This is a genomic window from Emticicia sp. CRIBPO (assembly GCF_009905725.1).
GTDB lineage: Bacteria > Bacteroidota > Bacteroidia > Cytophagales > Spirosomataceae > Leadbetterella.
This window is the reverse complement of sequence record NZ_JAAAKV010000011.1, coordinates 145,408-163,820: the sequence shown is the minus strand read 5'-3', so window position 1 is coordinate 163,820 and position 18,413 is coordinate 145,408. Positions and strand designations below refer to the sequence as shown.

Annotated in this window: 16 protein-coding genes; 2 read left to right on the top strand and 14 right to left on the bottom strand. The window is 44.6% G+C overall.

Going from position 1 to position 18,413, the window contains the following annotated elements:
* The first annotated feature begins 37 nt into the window (after nt 1-37).
* Complete coding sequence (locus tag GVN16_RS21640; protein WP_166566041.1) at nt 38-463, top strand: hypothetical protein; 426 nt, start codon at nt 38-40, stop codon at nt 461-463.
* Here GVN16_RS21640 and GVN16_RS21635 read toward each other — a convergent pair.
* The 3 genes from GVN16_RS21635 to GVN16_RS21625 form a co-directional block, all read right to left on the bottom strand.
* Nucleotides 460-2,805 (bottom strand): glycosyl hydrolase family 28 protein, encoded by a 2,346-nt coding sequence (locus tag GVN16_RS21635; RefSeq protein WP_166566040.1) that lies wholly within the window; start codon nt 2,803-2,805, stop codon nt 460-462. The genes GVN16_RS21640 and GVN16_RS21635 overlap by 4 nt on opposite strands.
* 114 nt (nt 2,806-2,919) lie before the next feature.
* Nucleotides 2,920-3,750 (bottom strand): 5-dehydro-4-deoxy-D-glucuronate isomerase, encoded by an 831-nt coding sequence (kduI, locus tag GVN16_RS21630; RefSeq protein WP_166566039.1) that lies wholly within the window; start codon nt 3,748-3,750, stop codon nt 2,920-2,922.
* Between the two features lie 53 nt (nt 3,751-3,803).
* On the bottom strand, nt 3,804-4,565 hold the full coding sequence (locus tag GVN16_RS21625; protein ID WP_166566038.1) for an SDR family oxidoreductase: 762 nt from the start codon (nt 4,563-4,565) through the stop codon (nt 3,804-3,806).
* Between the two features lie 334 nt (nt 4,566-4,899).
* On the opposite strand from GVN16_RS21625, the gene GVN16_RS21620 reads away from it, so the two are divergent.
* Nucleotides 4,900-5,895, top strand: coding sequence for a LacI family DNA-binding transcriptional regulator (locus GVN16_RS21620; protein WP_166566037.1), 996 nt, complete (start codon nt 4,900-4,902; stop codon nt 5,893-5,895).
* Here the strand turns inward: GVN16_RS21620 and GVN16_RS21615 are convergent.
* The 11 genes from GVN16_RS21615 to GVN16_RS21565 all read right to left on the bottom strand — a co-directional run bounded on the left by GVN16_RS21615 (nt 5,791) and on the right by GVN16_RS21565 (nt 18,413).
* Nucleotides 5,791-6,438 (bottom strand): transposase, encoded by a 648-nt coding sequence (locus tag GVN16_RS21615; protein ID WP_166566036.1) that lies wholly within the window; start codon nt 6,436-6,438, stop codon nt 5,791-5,793. The genes GVN16_RS21620 and GVN16_RS21615 overlap by 105 nt on opposite strands.
* 159 nt (nt 6,439-6,597) lie before the next feature.
* Entirely contained in the window at nt 6,598-7,332 is a 735-nt protein-coding gene (locus GVN16_RS21610) for a VOC family protein (RefSeq protein WP_166566035.1), read from the bottom strand.
* 30 nt (nt 7,333-7,362) lie between these two features.
* Complete coding sequence (locus GVN16_RS21605; protein WP_166566034.1) at nt 7,363-7,572, bottom strand: hypothetical protein; 210 nt, start codon at nt 7,570-7,572, stop codon at nt 7,363-7,365.
* Nucleotides 7,565-9,826, bottom strand: a complete 2,262-nt coding sequence (locus GVN16_RS21600) for an excinuclease ABC subunit UvrA (protein WP_166566033.1) — start codon at nt 9,824-9,826, stop codon at nt 7,565-7,567. The genes GVN16_RS21605 and GVN16_RS21600 overlap by 8 nt, the downstream gene beginning before the upstream one ends.
* 80 nt (nt 9,827-9,906) lie before the next feature.
* The gene (locus tag GVN16_RS21595) at nt 9,907-10,704 is read right to left on the bottom strand and encodes a helix-turn-helix domain-containing protein (RefSeq protein ID WP_166566032.1); all 798 of its coding nucleotides are present in this window, start codon (nt 10,702-10,704) and stop codon (nt 9,907-9,909) included.
* A 99-nt stretch (nt 10,705-10,803) separates the two neighbouring features.
* Nucleotides 10,804-11,259, bottom strand: coding sequence for a GNAT family N-acetyltransferase (locus tag GVN16_RS21590; protein WP_166566031.1), 456 nt, complete (start codon nt 11,257-11,259; stop codon nt 10,804-10,806).
* Between the two features lie 8 nt (nt 11,260-11,267).
* Nucleotides 11,268-12,152, bottom strand: coding sequence for a DUF4349 domain-containing protein (locus GVN16_RS21585; protein ID WP_166566030.1), 885 nt, complete (start codon nt 12,150-12,152; stop codon nt 11,268-11,270).
* Nucleotides 12,153-12,382: 230 nt separating this feature from the next.
* On the bottom strand, nt 12,383-15,058 hold the full coding sequence (locus tag GVN16_RS21580; RefSeq protein WP_166566029.1) for a cation-translocating P-type ATPase: 2,676 nt from the start codon (nt 15,056-15,058) through the stop codon (nt 12,383-12,385).
* A 125-nt stretch (nt 15,059-15,183) separates the two neighbouring features.
* On the bottom strand, nt 15,184-15,708 hold the full coding sequence (locus GVN16_RS21575) for a hypothetical protein (protein WP_166566028.1): 525 nt from the start codon (nt 15,706-15,708) through the stop codon (nt 15,184-15,186).
* Nucleotides 15,709-16,034: 326 nt separating this feature from the next.
* Nucleotides 16,035-17,051, bottom strand: coding sequence for a cyanophycinase (locus GVN16_RS21570; RefSeq protein WP_166566027.1), 1,017 nt, complete (start codon nt 17,049-17,051; stop codon nt 16,035-16,037).
* 30 nt (nt 17,052-17,081) lie between these two features.
* Entirely contained in the window at nt 17,082-18,413 is a 1,332-nt protein-coding gene (locus GVN16_RS21565) for a RagB/SusD family nutrient uptake outer membrane protein (RefSeq protein ID WP_166566026.1), read from the bottom strand.

Sequence of the window (18,413 nt, the reverse complement as noted above, 5' to 3'; positions counted from 1 at the left end):
CCACCTTTACCTTGGGAAGGCTGGTCATCTTAATATCATGTCTGAATTTCTTATTCGCGGATGGAACGTTGCCATCCCTGAAGTGGATATAGGGGATGATATATTTGTCGTTCAGGATGATAACGGCATATTAAGAAGAGTCCAGGTCAAAACCGCTACTGCAGCTGTGAGGAAAAATAGCTTTAGCGGCCAATTCAAAATTCCCCTGACCCAGCTAAAAAATATCTCCAGTATTTTGGTTCATTATGTTTTTATCATCCGGTGTGGGAATCACTGGACAAAGCCGGTTATTACCAGGCAGGACTATCTGCTTGAGCACTGGCAAAACGACAAAGTCGGATCAGAGCACAAAGACTTTCTGAAGTTGTACTTTTCTTTTGCAGACAACAAAGTAGAGTGTTCTGGTTATGACTTTTCAAAGTATGTCTCTGATTTCTCAGATTTTCCGTTGGCAGAGGTTTAAAGGGAATCCAGGAAAGACTTCTTACTTGCCTTATTACTGAAAACCACCTTAGACTTTACATTCCTGAGGTCGGTTTTGGTCAGGCTGATATTTTCAGATCTTTCGCCGTTGATTTCCAGAAGCACCTCTTTGCCGGCTTGGTATCCGATCTGTTCCAGCGTAATGTTCCTGCTGTTCTGGACTTGCATTACTTTGCTGTTTCGGGTAAGTAAATTCACATTTTTCAGAGATATGTTCTCCCCTTCAATACAAACCAGGCCTTTGTTGGCGGTGATGTTAGAGTTTTCGATGCTGATATTTTTAATGCTCATTTCCGGCAATCCTCTGACAAGTATGGCGGTTTCAGCTCCGTGACAAACCACGTTACTGATATGAAAGTCCCGGAATTGAGGCGTGCCTTCGTTCACCGCTTCTGCTTTCATTTCCGGAAGGTCGTTTTGTTCACCATTCAAAGGCACCGGATCTTTGGCCATATAATACATGTCAAACAAAATGGCTTCACCCGGAATGTTGTTCATGTTGATATCTGAAATGTAGATTTTCTCAACCACGCCGCCTCTTCCCCGGGCTGTTTTGAATCTTAAACCGACGTCCGTGCCCAGGAAATTGCAATTGTTGACAAACATATTCCTGACCCCGCCTGACATCTCAGATCCGATCACGAAACCACCGTGGCCGTGAAAAACGGTACAGTTACGGATGATGAAGTTTTCTGTCGGAACACCTCTTTTTCTGCCTTGTTCATCCCTGCCCGACTTGATGGTGATGGCGTCGTCGCCTGTATCGAAAGTACAGCCTTCCATCAATCCGTTCCGGCAGGATTCCAGGTCAAGGGCATCGTTGTTTTGTCCATACCACGGATTTTTAACGTTAACATTCCGTAGCGTAACATGCTTGCAAAGTAAAGGGTGCAAAGTCCAGGCAGGTGAATTCTGGAAAGTAATTCCTTCGATCAGCACATTTTCACAACCCGTCAGACTGATCATGTTGGGTCTTAAAAAATCCCTGACCGTTTTGTAATCTTCAATGGTTTTGCCTTCTGTCCATTTGACGGCCCAGGAGTTGGCTTCCTGGTTGCCCAGTCTTGATTGTTCCGAAGGATACCAGGTGTCGTTGGTGGCATTGACCACACCGCCACTGCTGACATATTTTTTCCACTGGCTTTCAGTCAGTTTACTTCTTTTGACAGATTTCCAGACGTCACCCGAGCCGTCCATGATGCCTTCGCCGGTAATTCCCACGTTCTCCAGGTTAACACCCCAGACCGGAGCCTGACACCGCAAGGCTTTCTGTCCTTCCCAGGTCGTTTCTACAATCGGGTAGTCGTCACGGTTGTCGCTGAATTGCAGCAAGGCCCCTTTGTCAAGATGGAGATTGACATTGCTTTTTAATAAGACAGGTCCGGTAAGCCAGAGTCCTTTGGGAATCAATACCGTTCCGCCGCCTGCGACGTTGGCCTGCTCAATGGCCTGGTTGATGGCTTTTGAATTTAAAGTTACGCCATCGGGTTTTGCTCCGTACCTGACAATATTAAAAGTATCTTTTCTGAAATAGGGTTGGTAGGTAAGGGGCAATTCAAACTCATATTTACCTGGATAAACCGACTTCTTGAGGAAGTATTTCAATGGATTGCCTTGCTGATTAAGCTCTTCCGCCACCAGGTTGGCCATCAACTTCGCTCCGTAAGGTGAAAAGTGCGTATTGTCTTCAACCCCCTCCGGGAATTTCTTAAATATACCGCCGGGGTAGTGCATGAATATCTTCTTTGAGCCGGATACTCCGTGTTGTTCTATGACTTTCCGGCTTGAGGTGTGGAGGTCTATCAATGCCAGGTTGTATTTCGCGGCTACTTCTTTCACCACCTGCGGATACTCTCCGTGCTGATCCGCAAATTTGCCGCTGTCATTGAATTTACGACGCATGACAGGTGTCAGTAAAACCGGAATAGCTCCTTTGGCCTGAGTTTCTTTGATGTAACGCTCCAGGTTAGCCTTGTAGTCCGTTTGCGGAGCCGCATATCTTGAAGTATCGGTGGTTTTCTGGTCGTTGTGCCCGAACTGGATAAAAACGTAATCACCCGCCTGGAGTTGCTCATGTACTTTTTTCCAATGCCCGAGGGTTCTGAAACTTCTCGTGCTTCTCCCGTTCACCGCATGATTCTGGATTTCGACGGCATCGGTAAACAAATGATGAAAAACCTGCCCCCAACCGGTTTCGGGTTCATCGATGGCATTTTTGTTGGCCATGGTCGAGTCTCCGATCATGAAAATTCTTTGTCTGGCTGGTTGAAAGGCCAGGTTCAGAAAAGCAGTGAAAAGGGTCAGTACCAGGTATTTTTTCATGTTTGTCAAGGTTAAATGAGCCGGATTTTCATAAAAGAGGCCATAAGGAAAATCCTTACAGCCCTTTTGAGATCAGATTAGAATTGGAATAGCGTATATTTTTGAAATGAATTGTTATCTGAGTTCGTTCAGATTGACAAAATCCATGTCGGTAAAGTCTTTGTTTTCACCTCCCATACCCCAGATAAAGGAATAATTGGCCGATCCGGCACCGGAGTGGATAGACCATGGTGGAGAAATGATCGCCTGGTGGTTCTGAATCCACATGTGGCGGGTTTCGTCAGGCTTGCCCATAAAGTGCATGACACCCTGGTTTTCAGGTACATCAAAGTAACAATACACTTCAGATCTCCTGTCGTGTACATGCGGAGGCATGGTGTTCCAGATGCTGCCTGATTTCAGGACGGTAAGGCCCATGACGAGCTGACAGCTGTCGATGCCGTCTTTGTGGATGTATTTATAAATCGTCCTGTGATTTGACGTTTCCGGGGAACCGAGGGTTACCGGAGAAGCATCTTCTTTCGTGAAAACCCTGTTGGGGTATTCTTTGTGTGCCGGGCTTGACAATACAAAAAATAAGGCCGGATTCTCAGCCGAATCGGATGAAAATATTACTTCTTTGGTGCCTTTGCCCAGGTAAACACAACTTAATTTTTCTGCTGCAAAATCCTGTCCGTCAGCTTTTACCGAACCGGGGCCACCGACGTTGATAATACCTATTTCTCTTCTTTCAAGGAAGTACTCACTTTTCAGGTCGTCGTAAGTCTGAAGGGTCACCTGCGTTTTAACGGGCTTGACGCCACCGAGTATCAGCCTTTCGTAGTGGGTGTAAACCAACTCAACCGAATCGTCCCAGAAAAGTTGTTCCACCAGGAAGTTCTCTCTCAACTCTTTGGTATTCATTCTTTCCACCTCGCGTGGACTGCTTTCGTATCTGCTCTGCATTTTTTGTTGTTTTTTCAGGTTAAATATAATCCGGTTTGAATGGAGTAATCAAATTAACGGCCCATCCATCCGCCGTCGACGGTCAGAATAGTGCCGTGGATATAATCAGAAGCTTTTGAAGCCAGAAACACCGCCGGGCCTTTAAAGTCTTCAGGCTGTCCCCAGCGTCCCGCCGGGATCCTGTCCAGTATAGATTTGCTTCTCTCAGGGTCGTTTCTCAGGGCCTCGGTATTGTCCGTGGCGATGTATCCCGGGGCAATGGCGTTGACATTCACGCCTTTGGATCCCCATTCGTTGGCAAATGCCTTCACCAGGCTGCCGACCGCACCTTTGCTGGCGGCATAGCCGGGCACATTGATACCTCCCTGGAAAGTCAGCAATGAAGCCGTAAAGATAACTTTACCTGAGCCTCTTTCAATCATTCGTTTCCCGATTTCACGGGTAATGATGAACTGGGCGTCCAGGTTGATGTTAATGACTTTGTCCCACATGTCGTCGGGGTGTTCGGCTGCAGGGGTTCTGAGTATGGTCCCGGCATTGTTGATCAGTATGTCGACGACCGGGTGATCATTTTTCACTTTTTCAAGAAATGCGTAGATAGAAGCCCTGTCTCCGAAGTCGGCCTGGTAGGCCCAGAATTTCCTTCCTGATGCTTCTACTGCGTTCTGAACCTCTGAACCCTGTACCGGAAGGCTACCTGAAACACCGATGATGTCGGCACCTGCCTCTGCCAGCCCTTCGGCGATGGCTTTTCCTATTCCGCGATTACAACCTGTAACTAATGCAATTTTATTTCCTAAACCGAAATCTGTCATATTATGTTTTAAAAAATTCCCATCCTAAATTTAAGGATGGGATTTGAATTTAACCGAATTAACCTGATTAAAAGTATGATTTTTCCTATGAATTTCTTTAAATAATTCTTAGTGGGTTCAACCATAATCTATTGTAAGATTAAACCTCATTCTATAACAAAACAAACAAATTCTTGTAAAATTTTATGCAATCGTTGTCGGGAACGATGCCATTCGGTTCAAAACGAAGAAATAATAGCAATTTATTGACATATACCCCCGGATAAGCTATATTTACATGAGACTAAACACAATTTGAGTGTTCTGTTAGAATTGTATTTAAACAAGATTTTGCGTGGAACCAATCACCATAAAAGACATAGCGAAGGCCCTGAATATTTCTACATCTACGGTATCAAGAGCCCTTAGAGGTAGTTATGAGATCAATACCGAGACGAAGAAGCTGGTGATGGAATACGCAGAAAAAATGAATTACAGGCCTAATCCCATCGCCCTGAGCCTGAAAGAAAACCGGAGCCGGGCCATTGGCGTGATTGTACCTGAAATTGCCAACAACTTCTTTTCACAAGCCATTAACGGAATAGAGAATATTGCCTATAACCGTGGGTATCATGTCGTGATTTTTCAGAGTCATGAATCTTATGAGCGGGAGATGGTGAATGTTCAGCACCTTTTTGCCCGTAAAGTTGACGGATTACTGATTTCATTGTCGGGATCAACCCGTGACGTTAACCATATTGAGAATTACAGGGAGAACAATTTTCCGGTAGTATATTTTGATAGGGTACCCGAAATTACCGACGCTCACAAGGTGGTGGCAGATAATTTTGACGGTGCGTTCAGGGCTACGGAATATATGATTCAGCAAGGCAAAAGAACAATAGCCCATATTACGAGTCCGCCGGTACTCTCTATCACCCAGGAGCGTCTGGCCGGGTATAAGGCGGCGTTGGAAAAGTATGGCCTGCCCATCAGGGAGGAACTGATTAAGTTTTGTTATTTTTCTCCTGAAGAAGCCTTCAATGCCATCGATTCCCTGATTAAAAACTATCAGCCGGATGCTTTTTTTACCGCCAGCGACCGTCTTGCCCTCAATTGTTATGAAGCACACAAAAAGAAAATCATAGAATTGCCTAAAGATGTGATGTTCTTTGGATTTACCAATCTCAACGTGGCCCATTTGCTTGAGCCGCCTCTGAGCACCATCGTGCAGCCCGCCCTCGAATTAGGCCAGACCGCCGCCGAAATCCTCCTTGATATTATCGAAAACAAGAGAAGGGGCAAAGGCTATGAGACCATCAAATTGAAGACGGATTTGCATATTAGGTAATTTCGTGCCTTGAGGCACGAAATTTACCTCCCATTCCTCCAGTTGTTGATATTGTTTTGGATATAATCTTGTGATATAAAAATAGGATATCTCATCTCTGATGATCCTGTCATGAAACCTGGTATGCCATTCGAAATCCTTGAAGCCGTTCTCATTGCACCATCTTTTTATTTTTCCTTTCAGATGATTAATAAATGACGATACCGATTCTTTTTGCAATGGTCTTATTCCGGGTCTGTGTGAATCGGGGCGGGTTCGTGCCTCGAGGCACGAACCTCCTTGTGTTTTATTGATGCTTATGATCAAATGCAGATGATCCGGCATAATGACATATTCATCTACCTTAATTGCCTCCAGTTTTTCCTGAATGATTAAAAAATTGCGTTCAACAAAATCGCCGATGTGCGACAATAACATTTCTTTGTTGCGTATTTCGCCGAAGAAGGGAATACGGTTTTTGGTGACAATCGTAATGAAGTAAGCTCCGTTTTGGGAGTAGTCGTATCCGGCAAGCCGGAAGCGTTTGCGGGTCTTGTTGTTCATGTGATTTAGCTTTCTGCGTGCCTCGAGGCACGCAGGTACATTTATTTTACGAGGGAGGCATCCATGCCTCCCTCGTAAATATGTGCAATTATATTCGCTTTTTGTAGAATTCCGAAATTTTAGTCCTCAGAAAAAGTAAAATGCTAAAATTCTTGGAAATCATAGTAGTGTTTTCAATGCCTCAAGAAGCCTCAGTTCCTCGGCGATGCTTGCTGCATCAATTTGTTTGATAAGCTGGTTTGTTGAATTAAGTAATAATGAAGCTTTATCCTGCTCTTCGAGCCTGATCGCCATATCCAGTCTTAAAATGAGTATCCTGAGCAAATCAATATTTTCGAAATTTTCTTCTGTTTCCATAGCTTTGTCTAATACCCTGGCGGCGGCTGCGTGGTCGCCTTTACCATCGGCCAGGCGGGTAGCCAGGTCGTGGGCTTTGGCCAGGGCTGATACATTGGCTGCCCTGTTGTCCGGGTTGTTTTCCCTGAAATTCGGGTCGTCTGTTTTTTCGATCGGTTGCCCGATCCGGATGTAGTTTCCGGCGGGGTCAATAACAATGAATTGCCTGACGCCGTAGGAGGGCATGTCTTTCAAAGGATTAATACGCGGAATCCCTTTGACAGGAAGTTTTCCAGTGAGGTTTCTCAGCCCTGAAACAAATGATTCGTAAAGCTCATCAATGTTATGAACCAACACATAACAGGTGCTGTAATTCCTTTCTGGCTGGAGGGCTTTCAATACAAAAAAGTGAAGCTCGATACCCCGCAATTTAACAACGGCATAGGTATTGGGCTTTTTTTGCTGATAAGTTACCGCGAAACCCAAAGCCTGATAAAACTCAAGAATTTTATCAATAGAGTTACAAGGCAGGATAGGGATGGTTACCTCTGTCTTCATGTTGTTTATTACGTTATAAGGTGAATGTTTCTACTCTAGTTCAATCCCGGAAAATCCGGCTTCCGAGAGAATTTGTATAAGCGGTTCGCTGTTGACCGATTCCGAATCAATCCGCAGTATTTTGTCACAATCTTCCAGGTCAAAACTGGCATTGGCGTCCGGAAATACCTCAGCAATAACGCTGAGGATTTCCCTGGCTTGTTTTTTCGTTTTTATACTGGTTTTAAATACCTTAACCATGAATTGATTTTTTGAGATATTTTCCGGTCAGCGACACATCTGACTGAATAATTTCAGTTGGCGTGCCTTCGAAAATCACCTGGCCGCCGTTTTTCCCGCCTTCAGGCCCCATGTCGATGATCCAGTCGGCATTTTTGATGACTTCCAGGTTATGTTCAATGACAATCACGGTATTGCCGTTGTCGACCAGCCGGTTAAGGATATAAAGCAGGTTGTCGATGTCAGACATGTGCAGTCCGGTGGTGGGCTCATCCATCACATACACACTTCCTTTTTTATGTAATTCCATCGCCAGTTTGATTCTCTGGCATTCGCCGCCAGAAAGGGTGCTGAGGGGTTGGCCTAGTGTCAGGTAACCTACACCTACATCACATAAAGAAGTGAGTACTTTCTTTAAGGTTTTAGAGCTGAAAAACTCATTGGCATCTTCAAAAGTAAGTGACAGCACTTCATTGATGGATTTGCCCTGATAGGTGAGTTCGAGTACCTCAGGCTTGAACCGTTTGCCCTCACAAACTTCACAGACAGTGCGAACGCTCTCCATAAACGCAAGGTCTGTGGAGGTAAATCCAAGGCCCTGGCAATTGGTACAAGCTCCCTTGGAGTTAAAGCTGAACAGTGCGGGTTTGACTTTGTTGGCCGTCGCAAAAAGCCCCCTGATTTCATCCATGATACCGGTATAAGTGGCCGGATTAGAACGGATTGTGGTATTTACTGCCGCCTGGTTAATTGAGATGGCGTCAGGATAGGCTGAAAGGAAAGCATGATTGATCAGGGTGCTTTTTCCGGAGCCTGCCACTCCGGTGACCACAGTCATGACTTGCTGCGGAATACTGACCGAAACATTTTTCAGGTTATTGGCGGTTACCGGGGGAATCTGCAAATGTCCACCGGCTTTACGAACCGTTGGTTTTAAGCCCGCCGAATGTTTCAGGTATTTTCCGGTCAGGGTGTCGGCTGATAATAAATCCTGATAGGAGCCTTCGTAAACGATTTTGCCACCTTTTTTTCCGGCGTGCGGACCCACGTCTACAATATGGTCGGCAATCATGATCACATCCGGATCATGTTCCACGACCAAAACAGTATTGCCTTTATCCCTCAGCTTCTGCAGTAACTCATTGAGCCTGTGTACATCCCTCGGGTGTAAGCCAATGCTGGGTTCGTCGAAAATATAAACCAGATCCGTCAGGTTGTTGCCCAGCTGTTTCACCATTTTTACCCTTTGCGATTCTCCGCCTGAGAGGGTGGTGGTTTCGCGGTTGAGGCTGATATATTCGAGCCCCATAGAGATGAGGTGGTCCAGTTGCAATGAAACGGAAGCGGCGACCGGTAAAACCGTCGGATCATCAATTTCGTCAATGATTTTTTTAAGGTTTTGGACTTCCATGGCCGTCATCTCTGCAATGTTAAAGCCGTTGACCTGGCAACTCAGGGCTCTTTCGTTGAGCCTCAGGCCGCGGCAGGTCGGACATGTTCCGGAGGTCGTAAACTTCTCTACTTTATTACGGGTGGCCTCTGAGTGGCCGCTGGTGTCCTTTTTAATGTAAAGTCTTGTGAATTTCTCAACCAGCCCTTCAAAGTCCGAATTGAAATCCATTCCTCTGTAGTTTACGGTTACTTTTGAAGGATTTCCGTTCAGAAGCACTTCCCATTCTTCATCACTGTAGTCACTCAGTTTTTTGTCATTGTCAAAGAAGCCGGAGAGGGTGATGATTTTCCAATACCATGAACCGACATTGAAAAAGGGCAGTAAAATGGCCCCATCGTTCAGGGATTTTGACTTGTCAATGATTTTTTCCAGGTCCACGACCACTTTTTTGCCGATTCCTTCACAATCAGGGCACATGCCTTCTGTGTCGTTAAATGAGAATGCATTGGCAAGGCCGACCTGCGGACTTCCAGATCTTGAAAAAAGAAGACGGAGCAGTGAATAAATGTCGGTGATGGTTCCAAGCGTGGATCTGGAATTACCCCCCATTCTTTTCTGGTCAATGACGATGGCCACGGAGAGGTTTTCTATAGAATCTGCTTCAGGTTTACTGTACCTTGGCATCAGATTCCGGATAAAAGCCGGGTACGTTTCCGTGAGTTGTCTTTGTGCCTCAGTGGCGATGGTGTCAAAAACAATAGAGGATTTGCCTGATCCGGATACCCCGGTAAATACAGTGATCTGATGTTTAGGTATTTGCAGGGATACGCCTTTGAGATTATTTTCCCTTGCTCCCCTGATCGTAATGAAATGTTCAGTCATGGTCAGATAAGTTGATTTGATTGAATTGCAAAATTAGATTCCGGAGTTTTTCCGAAATTGTAAATATCCGACATTCTTCATCAGATGGTCAATTCTGCCACAGACTGATAATAAGCTGTCGGGGTATAACCGGTAAAATGTTTGAAATCGTGATTAAAATGAGCCTGATCGTAGTACCCCGAAGCCAATGCCACATCGGTCAGTGGTTGGGTGTTGTCCAGGAAATTGTTCAGGGCATTTTCAAACCTGACAATGCGGGCATAAGATTTAGGTGAAAATCCGGTGAGCGTTTTAAAGTTTCTCTCAAACTGTCTTTCAGAAAGATGGGCTTCCCTGGCAAGGTTTTCGGTCTTGAGCACTCCGCCCGCCTTATTGATGAAATGAATGGTGGAGATGATATTTTTATCTTTTTCCGCAATTTCTTTCAGCCGGGTTTCAAAGAACTCTGAGATAATGCCGGCCCTTTCTTCAAAATTCCGGGAGTTAAATATCCGTTCTTCCAGTTCATGCCCTTTGTTGCCCAGCAACAGCCTTAACTCAACGGTTTCGTTGATCAGTTCTTCAGAAGGCAGGGAGAATAAATAGGGTATGGCATACGGATAAAACTGAATCCCGAATATGGCCGCATTTTCATTGGTGATGTAATCGCCGTATTGGTTGGTCGGGCCGAAAAAATAGGTGGCGGCACTGAAACCGCTCTTTTGAGGATCAGCGGCTTGTCTGAAACCTCCTTTGTAATAAAACAAGAGCTGCGGACTGATCGAGGCCGTTGCGATGTGTTTAAACGTTTGATTGTCAGATGCTTTTATTTCTCCTTCCCAGATGTTGAGAATGTATTTTTTCAGGCTTGCTGAAGGTAGCATTGCTTTGTATCCCATAGTTTTTAGAAGGCATCTGAGGCTGCAAGATAATGAAAGTCAGCACATTCAGGCAAATAACAGGGATTCTTTTTGCGTAAAAAAGGTTGGACAAGAGATTCATTTCTCTTTAACGGGGAAATCAAAATGTACGGCTTTTTCTGAATGGCCTCCTGCAGAATGATAGAAGTCCAGGGCGTGTGTATCTTCTTCATGGGCGGCTACAAATACCTCTGTGATGCCCTTTTTGCGGGCATATTCCTTTATGGCCTCCAACAGCTCTTTCCCGGCTCCTTTTCTTTGGTATGCGGGCAGGATAGCGATATCATAAATGAAAATTTCAGAAGAAGCGGAATAGTATTCCGGCAGTTCATAGGCGGTAAGCCCTCCGGCGACTTCCTGGTCAACCAGGGCAGCGAAGGCTACGAAACTGTCTTTCTGAAGAAGGTTTTCGAGGTAAGGTTCTTCCGGGATTTCTGATTCATTCAGATCAAACACTTCATGAAAGACCCTGATCAGCTTTTGAAAGAGCGGCAGGTCTTCCGGTCCGAGGTGTTTGATCTGAAGGTTGTCCATTTTATCGATTACAATTTAACTCTGCTTCCGAATTTTTTTATAAGCACGTAAATTAAGAAAAACAATAAGGAGAAGGCCCATAAATTAGCTAAAAACAGGATAACTTTTTTTACCTGGTACCAGCCGTTGCTGACAGAATCTGCCAGTTGGCCGCCAAAGCTCTGTTCGAATGCCTCAGCGTTTTCCAGGTTATAGGTGATCTCTTTTTTAAGGGTTGGTTTTTGATAAATGTCGATATTGACGGTACTGAATTTGACCTGGTCTTTCTGCGTAAGTTCTGATATCCTGGCCTGGTCGGCGTTTTCCTGGTTTTTTATTAAAAGGGCTTCCGCTGAAGTTAATTCGTCGGGTTTGATTTTTTCTACGGCCTTTTCCATTCTTTTGTTGCTTTTTTCAGAACGGGCCATGCTGAGCTGCTCTCCCAGTAGTCTTATGCTTGCATCTTCCGATTTGATCACCCGGAAATTAAAAAAATCTGCATTTTTAGTTATTTCTCTCAGTGCCTCATCAAGCCGGGCATTAGGAACTCTTATGATGATGGAATTGGAAGGGGTGAAGCTGCTGACATGAAGTAATGAATCACTGCTTATTTTAGTGGTTTTGACTTCAGTGACGACACTCGAAAGATTGGTGTAGGCAACATAGCCTCCATTTTTTGCGACAACGTCTTCAATGTGGTGAGTGGTTTGGATCACATCCGGCACTTCGAACTTCAGGTCTGCGGTCCGGATAAAGTTTCCACCCGGTACTTTCGCATACACAGTATCGGATACCGGCGTATCAGTTTGGACGGGCTCGGCTGCCGTTTCATAGGTGGTGCTTTCAGGATCTACTTTACATTTTAAAAAAAGGAAGGCCAGTAGAATAAGCAGGATAACAGTTGATTTTTTCATAGTTTTTGAAATAAAAAGGTTAAGAATGGAAGCTTAGACAAAAGAAAGCCACTGTTGCTTTTTACTCAAACGATGAAATGTATTTTAAGTTATTTTTAAGTTTATTATTTTTCTTATTTTGTTATAACTTATTGATATGTAGTTATTAGCAAAAATCGAACTGTTAATAGACTATATCCTATTTTTAAGTTATTTTTAAGATTTGTGTTTTTTAATTTAAAATAGTCGTTTTAAGTTTGTGAGAACAGCTTTAGGAATAGCCTGTAAACCTGGAATATGATCAACGGAATCAGACTCGATAGCAGGCACAGATACCATTGTTCGGGAGAGAGAATCACCAGTCCTAATACTGACCTGGTCTGGGGAATAACATATACCAGGATCAATAAGCCGGTGCAAATAAGGAGTGCCAGCCAGATGAATTTATTTTTTGTGATTTCATTAATGAGCAGACGGGAATCTTTTGAAGCCATATTAAAAACATGAAAGAGTTGAGCAAAAGCCAGGGTAACAAAAGCAATGTTATTAGCTATGCGGTCATCAGCTCCCATAAACCGTTTGCCGTAAATTACCGCCAAAACAACTGCGGCTGTCATCGCAAGGGCGTAAAGGGTGATGAAAAGCCAGTCTTTTTTATTGATGATGTCATCTTTCGGGTTTCTTGGAGGTCTTTTCATGACGGTTTTATCTCCTGACCCCACGCCTAAGGCCAGGGCGGGGAAAACGTCTGTTATCATGTTCAGAAAAAGAATCTGTAAAGCCAGCAGGGTGGAGGCAGGAGCCAGGAAGCCCAGGGCTGTTACAATTAATATTTCACTTAAGTTGCACGATATCAGGTATACGACGAATTTTTGAATATTTTGGAAAATCTCTCTGCCATAAGAAACCGCTTTTGCGATGGAAGCAAACGAATCGTTTTTCAGAATGATGCTCGCAGTCTCTTTTGCTACCTGTGTACCTCGCTGGCCCATGGCTATTCCCACATCTGCTTTTTTGAGAGCCGGGGCGTCATTTACACCATCTCCGGTCATGGCTACAATATTTCCCGAGTTTTGATAAACTTCTGCGATCTCAAGCTTTTGCTTCGGAGTGGTTCTGGCAAATACGGCGGTCGAAAGTATTTTTTTCTTCCATTCTGCAGAAATCTTACCTTCCGGCAGATCCTGCCCTGTGATTACATTTTTTTCTTCTTCATCTACCAGACCTGTTTTCCTGGCTATATTCAGAGCAGTCAGCGGATGGTCTCCGGTGATCATAACAATCCTGATCCCTGCTTCTCTGCAAGTGGTAATGGCTCCTTTTATGTCTGATCTGGGAGGATCAAGAAAGCCGATCATTCCGATATAAACGAGGTCTTCCATGAAGGTTTCTTTATTGATTTTCTTTTCTTCTTTAAAAGCGAATGCAATCACCCTCAGACCACTGGCTGCCATTTTTTCGGAAATAGCAAGAATATTCTTTCGATCTTCCTTTGATAATGTACTGATTTCTTCATTTCTCTGGATTTGCTTACACATTTTGAGCAGATGTTCTACTGACCCTTTGGCTGCGGTAAACCGACCTTTTGCCGATTCATCCAATGTACCCATGACTTTGGTCTCTGAACTGAAAACCTGTTCAGCAATTCTTTTGTAACCTTTTTTCAGGGCTTCGATGTGGGTTTCTGATGCATTGGCCAGTTGAATAAGTGCTATTTCTATCGGGTCTCCCTTTGTTTTCCCTTTTGCATCTATGGTCGCGTTGTTGCACAATGCCCCGGCCAGTTTCAGTTTTTCGAAATTGCCCTGATTCTTTTCTATCTCTCCATTTACGAATTTCAATACATTTTTCTCAATTCTGACTTCCAGTGTTTCATCAGGGAAAGCAAAAGATTCCACATAAATTTTGTTTTCGGTCAGGGTTCCTGTTTTATCGGTCAGAATTACGTTCGTGCTACCTAGTGTTTCAACGGATGATAGTTTCTTAACGATGGCATTCTTTTTTGCCATCAGGAGCATTCCGTATGCCAGGGCGACAGTAGATACGATAGGTAAGCCCTCAGGGAACGCAGCCACTGCCAGTGCAATGGAAGTCTCCAGGATTTCATGCCATTCTTTGCCTTGAATGAAGCCTGTTGCTGCAAAAATAATGGTCATTACCAGCATAATCCATATGAGATTTTTGCTCAGCTTATTTAATTTTTTGTCCAGGGGTGTTTTAGTCTCTTTCGAACTTTCCACAAGTGAGGTAATAGTTCCCAGCTGGGTATTTTGGGCAATTCCCGTAATGATCGCTTTTCCCGTTCCGTTCATTACAGACGAGCCTTTAAAAACCATGTTGAACTGATCTCCTAAAGGCGTTTTTTCGGCAAGTTCTGCCGGATCTTTTACAGAGGGAAGTGATTCACCGGTAAGTGATGATTCGTCACACTGGAGTTGATTGACCTCCATCAGGCGGCCGTCTCCCGAAATAATATCACCTGCTTCAAGTACCAGAATATCCCCCGGGCACAATTGCTCAGATGAAATTTCAGCGGTTTTACCATCTCTTATAACCCTTGAGAGGCTTTTATCCATCTCTTTTAACGCCTTCATGGAATTGCGGGCCTGCCATTCCATGATAAATCCAATACATGCATTGACAAGAATAACCACGAGGATAGCCAGGGCTTCGATATAACTCTTAAAATAAAGAGAAACCACTGCTCCGGATATCAGCAGATACACCACCGGGCTCTGAAACTGTTCAAGAATCATCTTCCAGGCACTTTTTTGCTTCTGGGTCTGATATACATTAAGTCCGAAATCTCTATTTCTTTTCCTGGCTTCTGATGAGGCTAGTCCGGAAACAACATCAGATTGTAAAGTAGCAAGTGTCTGTTCCCGGGTCAGGCAATGTGGGTTTTTAATGGGGTACGTAATCTTCATGGAGTGTTTTGCTTTTCATGAAGTATAAAAAAACTGTTCCTTCAGGGAGTTTTCAACCAGGAAAAGACTTGTCCGGGGAAATAACGGAATTGTGGTAAACGAAGGTTTTTCCCGGGAAACAGAGTTTATTTATCCGCATAAATAAAACCAAGTGAGCCTACTTTCATGTCTTTTTGAAAAGGCTGACCTTCGTTCCAGTTAATACTCGGTACTTCCAGTTTTACACTGTCGTTTTCCGGATCCCTGGCAATATAAATGGAGTAGCGGTTAAGGGGGATTTCCCTCCTGGGACACTCAATCCTGACCACTTTTCCGGACATGTTGTATTTTTTTTGTTTGCCGCAGGTATGATTGATCCTGATCAGCATGCCTTCAAATGAAACGAAAGTGATCATCGAAACGACAAAAATAAGGACAGCAAACCCGGTGATATTACGCCAGAGCGGCATCATTTTGTCTCTGTACCCGAAAGTAGCCCGGTAGGCAAAAAAGGCAGCAAGAATTAATGTGGGAATGCCGCACCATTTAAAAGTGGTTAATAATGTCTGGCTTCTGATGATGAAGTTGGCAGAAATACTCTTTGAAATTCCGGCCACTATGAAGACAGTAAATAAAATCAGGAGGATCAAGTCATTTGTCCTAATTCTCATGGCTAGTTTGTTGTTTAATTACCGAATAAATAGTTTAGGTATGCCGCTGTTTTCATGTTATGATTCGTAAAATCCGGCACCTTTCTATACAAATATACAATAATGCAGTACCAGGTATGAACCGTAAAGTGACGAGTCCAGCCATTTTCAGGACTTAAACCCTAAAAGTGTAGATTACCGTGTTTTTTTTCAGGAGGGCCCTCCGGGTATTCCCTTACTTAGTTGAGGTGCCGGGCTATATTGCTGACACGGTTCGGTTTTGAAAAGCTATGGCTGCTTGCCTCGCCTGTAGCGGAGCAAGCAGCCATATCAGACCTGCAATCGGTTTACTTGCTGCTTTTCTTTTTCTTTTTTACTGTTTCTTCTTTACCGCTGTCGGTCTTAACCTGTTCTGTTTTGGTTTCCCCGGTTTTGACCTGCTCGGCTTTTGGCTCTTCCGGTCTCTTTCTCTGGGTCGGGATAATCACCCTGTTTTTCAGGTCGTATTTCTGGCCCTGGCTCAGGAAGAAAAACGGTCCGGATGACTGGGTATACACTTCTTTGCCGTCTACCACATGTGTGGCATTTTTGCCGACAATCGTATTGTAATCGTAAATGGCCACATAAGATTTTCCGATAACTTCCAGGGTGTCTTTCTGAACCAGAACAGACGTGGCTTCGTCCAGACCCAGACCGATCAGCTCCGGCGACTGCTTTATGAAGTCCACGAGGTCAAACTGGCGGTTGCGTTTCAGCAAGTGCTGGTCTATCACAGAGTTTTTAAGAAAACCGAGTCCCTGCGTGTGATCGCCCACTAAGATCTGGGGACCTTTGGTGTCTCCTCTCCACAGGAATGAGCCCTGGATGCTGGCCCCTGCCGAAGTTCCGATGATCACACCGCCTCTGTCCAGCACCTCAAAAAAAGCCTGGTGGGTCAGGGTATTCAGAAATGAATCGGCGATTCTCCACTGGCGTCCGCCTTCAAAATAGACCCCGGTTGCTTTTTTGAGAGGGGCGATGAATTTTTCGCTGTTGGCTTCCTGCAGGTCATTGGTATGTAACAGCGTAACATCCGCTATACCGGTGTTCTTTTTGAGAAACTCCACTGAGGAGGTTCTGAAAGCGGCTGAATCACCCGAAGCAGCCGTGATGACCACAATTTTGGCTTTGTCTTTTCCCCCGGCCAGTTCTATAAACTTATTCCAGATTTCAGGCGTGGACCCGCCACCGCCGATGATGATCAGGGAGCCGTTTTCAGGACCGTGTTTTGTGGTGCTTTTCTTCACCTGGATCGGGGTTTGGGCACTGGCCAATCCTATGCTGAAGAGGGCCGCTAAGGCAAGAATAAACGTTTTTTTGTTCATAATAATAGATGTTATATTGTTTATATTGAATTAATAACCCGGATTTTGTTCAAGATCAGGATCCTGGATGATTTCGGTTCTAGGAATGGCAAATATCCAGAAATTCGGGTTCTTAAGGTTCGGATTGATTTTTCCAAATACTTCTGCAGCCCTGCCTGTTCTGACGATATCTGCAAACCTGTGGCCTTCAAAACCCAGTTCGAACCTTCTTTCATCTTCGATGGAAAGCAGGATGTTTTCTTTGGTCAAAGTGTTGCTAAACGTAAGTGTGGGTACATCTGCCCTGGATTTGATGGTATTAAGGTCAGCCACTGCTCCCTGAAGGTCAGGGTTTGATTTTTTAGCCCTGGCTTCTGCCCTGATCAGGTATTGCTCAGCGATACGCAGAATGAAAATAGAGCTGGTACCGTCCTGTTTGCTGTATTGCGTCAGGTCGTAAATCCCTTGCGGGGTTTGAAACAAAAGGCTCTTTCTTGCCCCTCCCAATTTCGGATCCAGGATAAGCCCGACAAATTCCCTGGCCGGAATATAATCATGGCGGCCACCCTGAGCGGGAGAGTTCCAGTTGGTATAAAACGAACTCTTGTCTGAGGTACTGAAAGCGATTTCAAAAATAGACTCAGTCGTATTTCTGCCTGTAAAGAAATTGGCATAAGGTTTTACCAGGCTGAAGTTAGTACTTTGAATCGTTTTAGAGGCATTTTCTTCGGCAAGCTCCCATTTCTCGGTATAAAGATATAACCTGGCTTTAAGGGCATAAACCGTAAACTTATTGGCTCTGTTCCTGTTCAGGGTAGTGGTCAGCAGTTCTTCCGCCTTATTCAGATCTGAGAGCACCTGCTCATAAGTCTGGGCTTTGGTACTTCTTTTCGTGCCCTGGTGAGAGGTAGGAGCGGTGGCCGGTTCCAGGACCAGAGGCACCCCGCCGTAGGTTTTAGCCAGGTCAAAATACGACAGGGCCCTGATAAAATAAGCTTCTCCCAGGATCTGGTTTTTGTCGGCTTTGGTGATGGCCGTTTCGCTGAGGGCCGGTACTTTGCTGATGACAAAATTGGCCCTGTTGATGGTCGTATAAATGCCCGAAAAGCCACCGCCGCCACCATCAGCGGTTTTATTCGCGACCACGTTGTTCTGGCTGTTGAAATTGACCACATTGTCGCCCGCGAGTTCAAGCGAAACAATGCTGCCGCTTACATATCCCTGCAAGGCGTCATAGGTGCCGATCAATGCTGCCAGGGCAGATTTCTGGTCTACAATGACCGCTTCGTCAGAAATGTTGGCCTGGGGTTCTGTTTCCAGTACTTTTTTACATGAACTCAAGGCAAAAAGGCTTAAAACTATAATGAGAATGTTCTTTTTCAT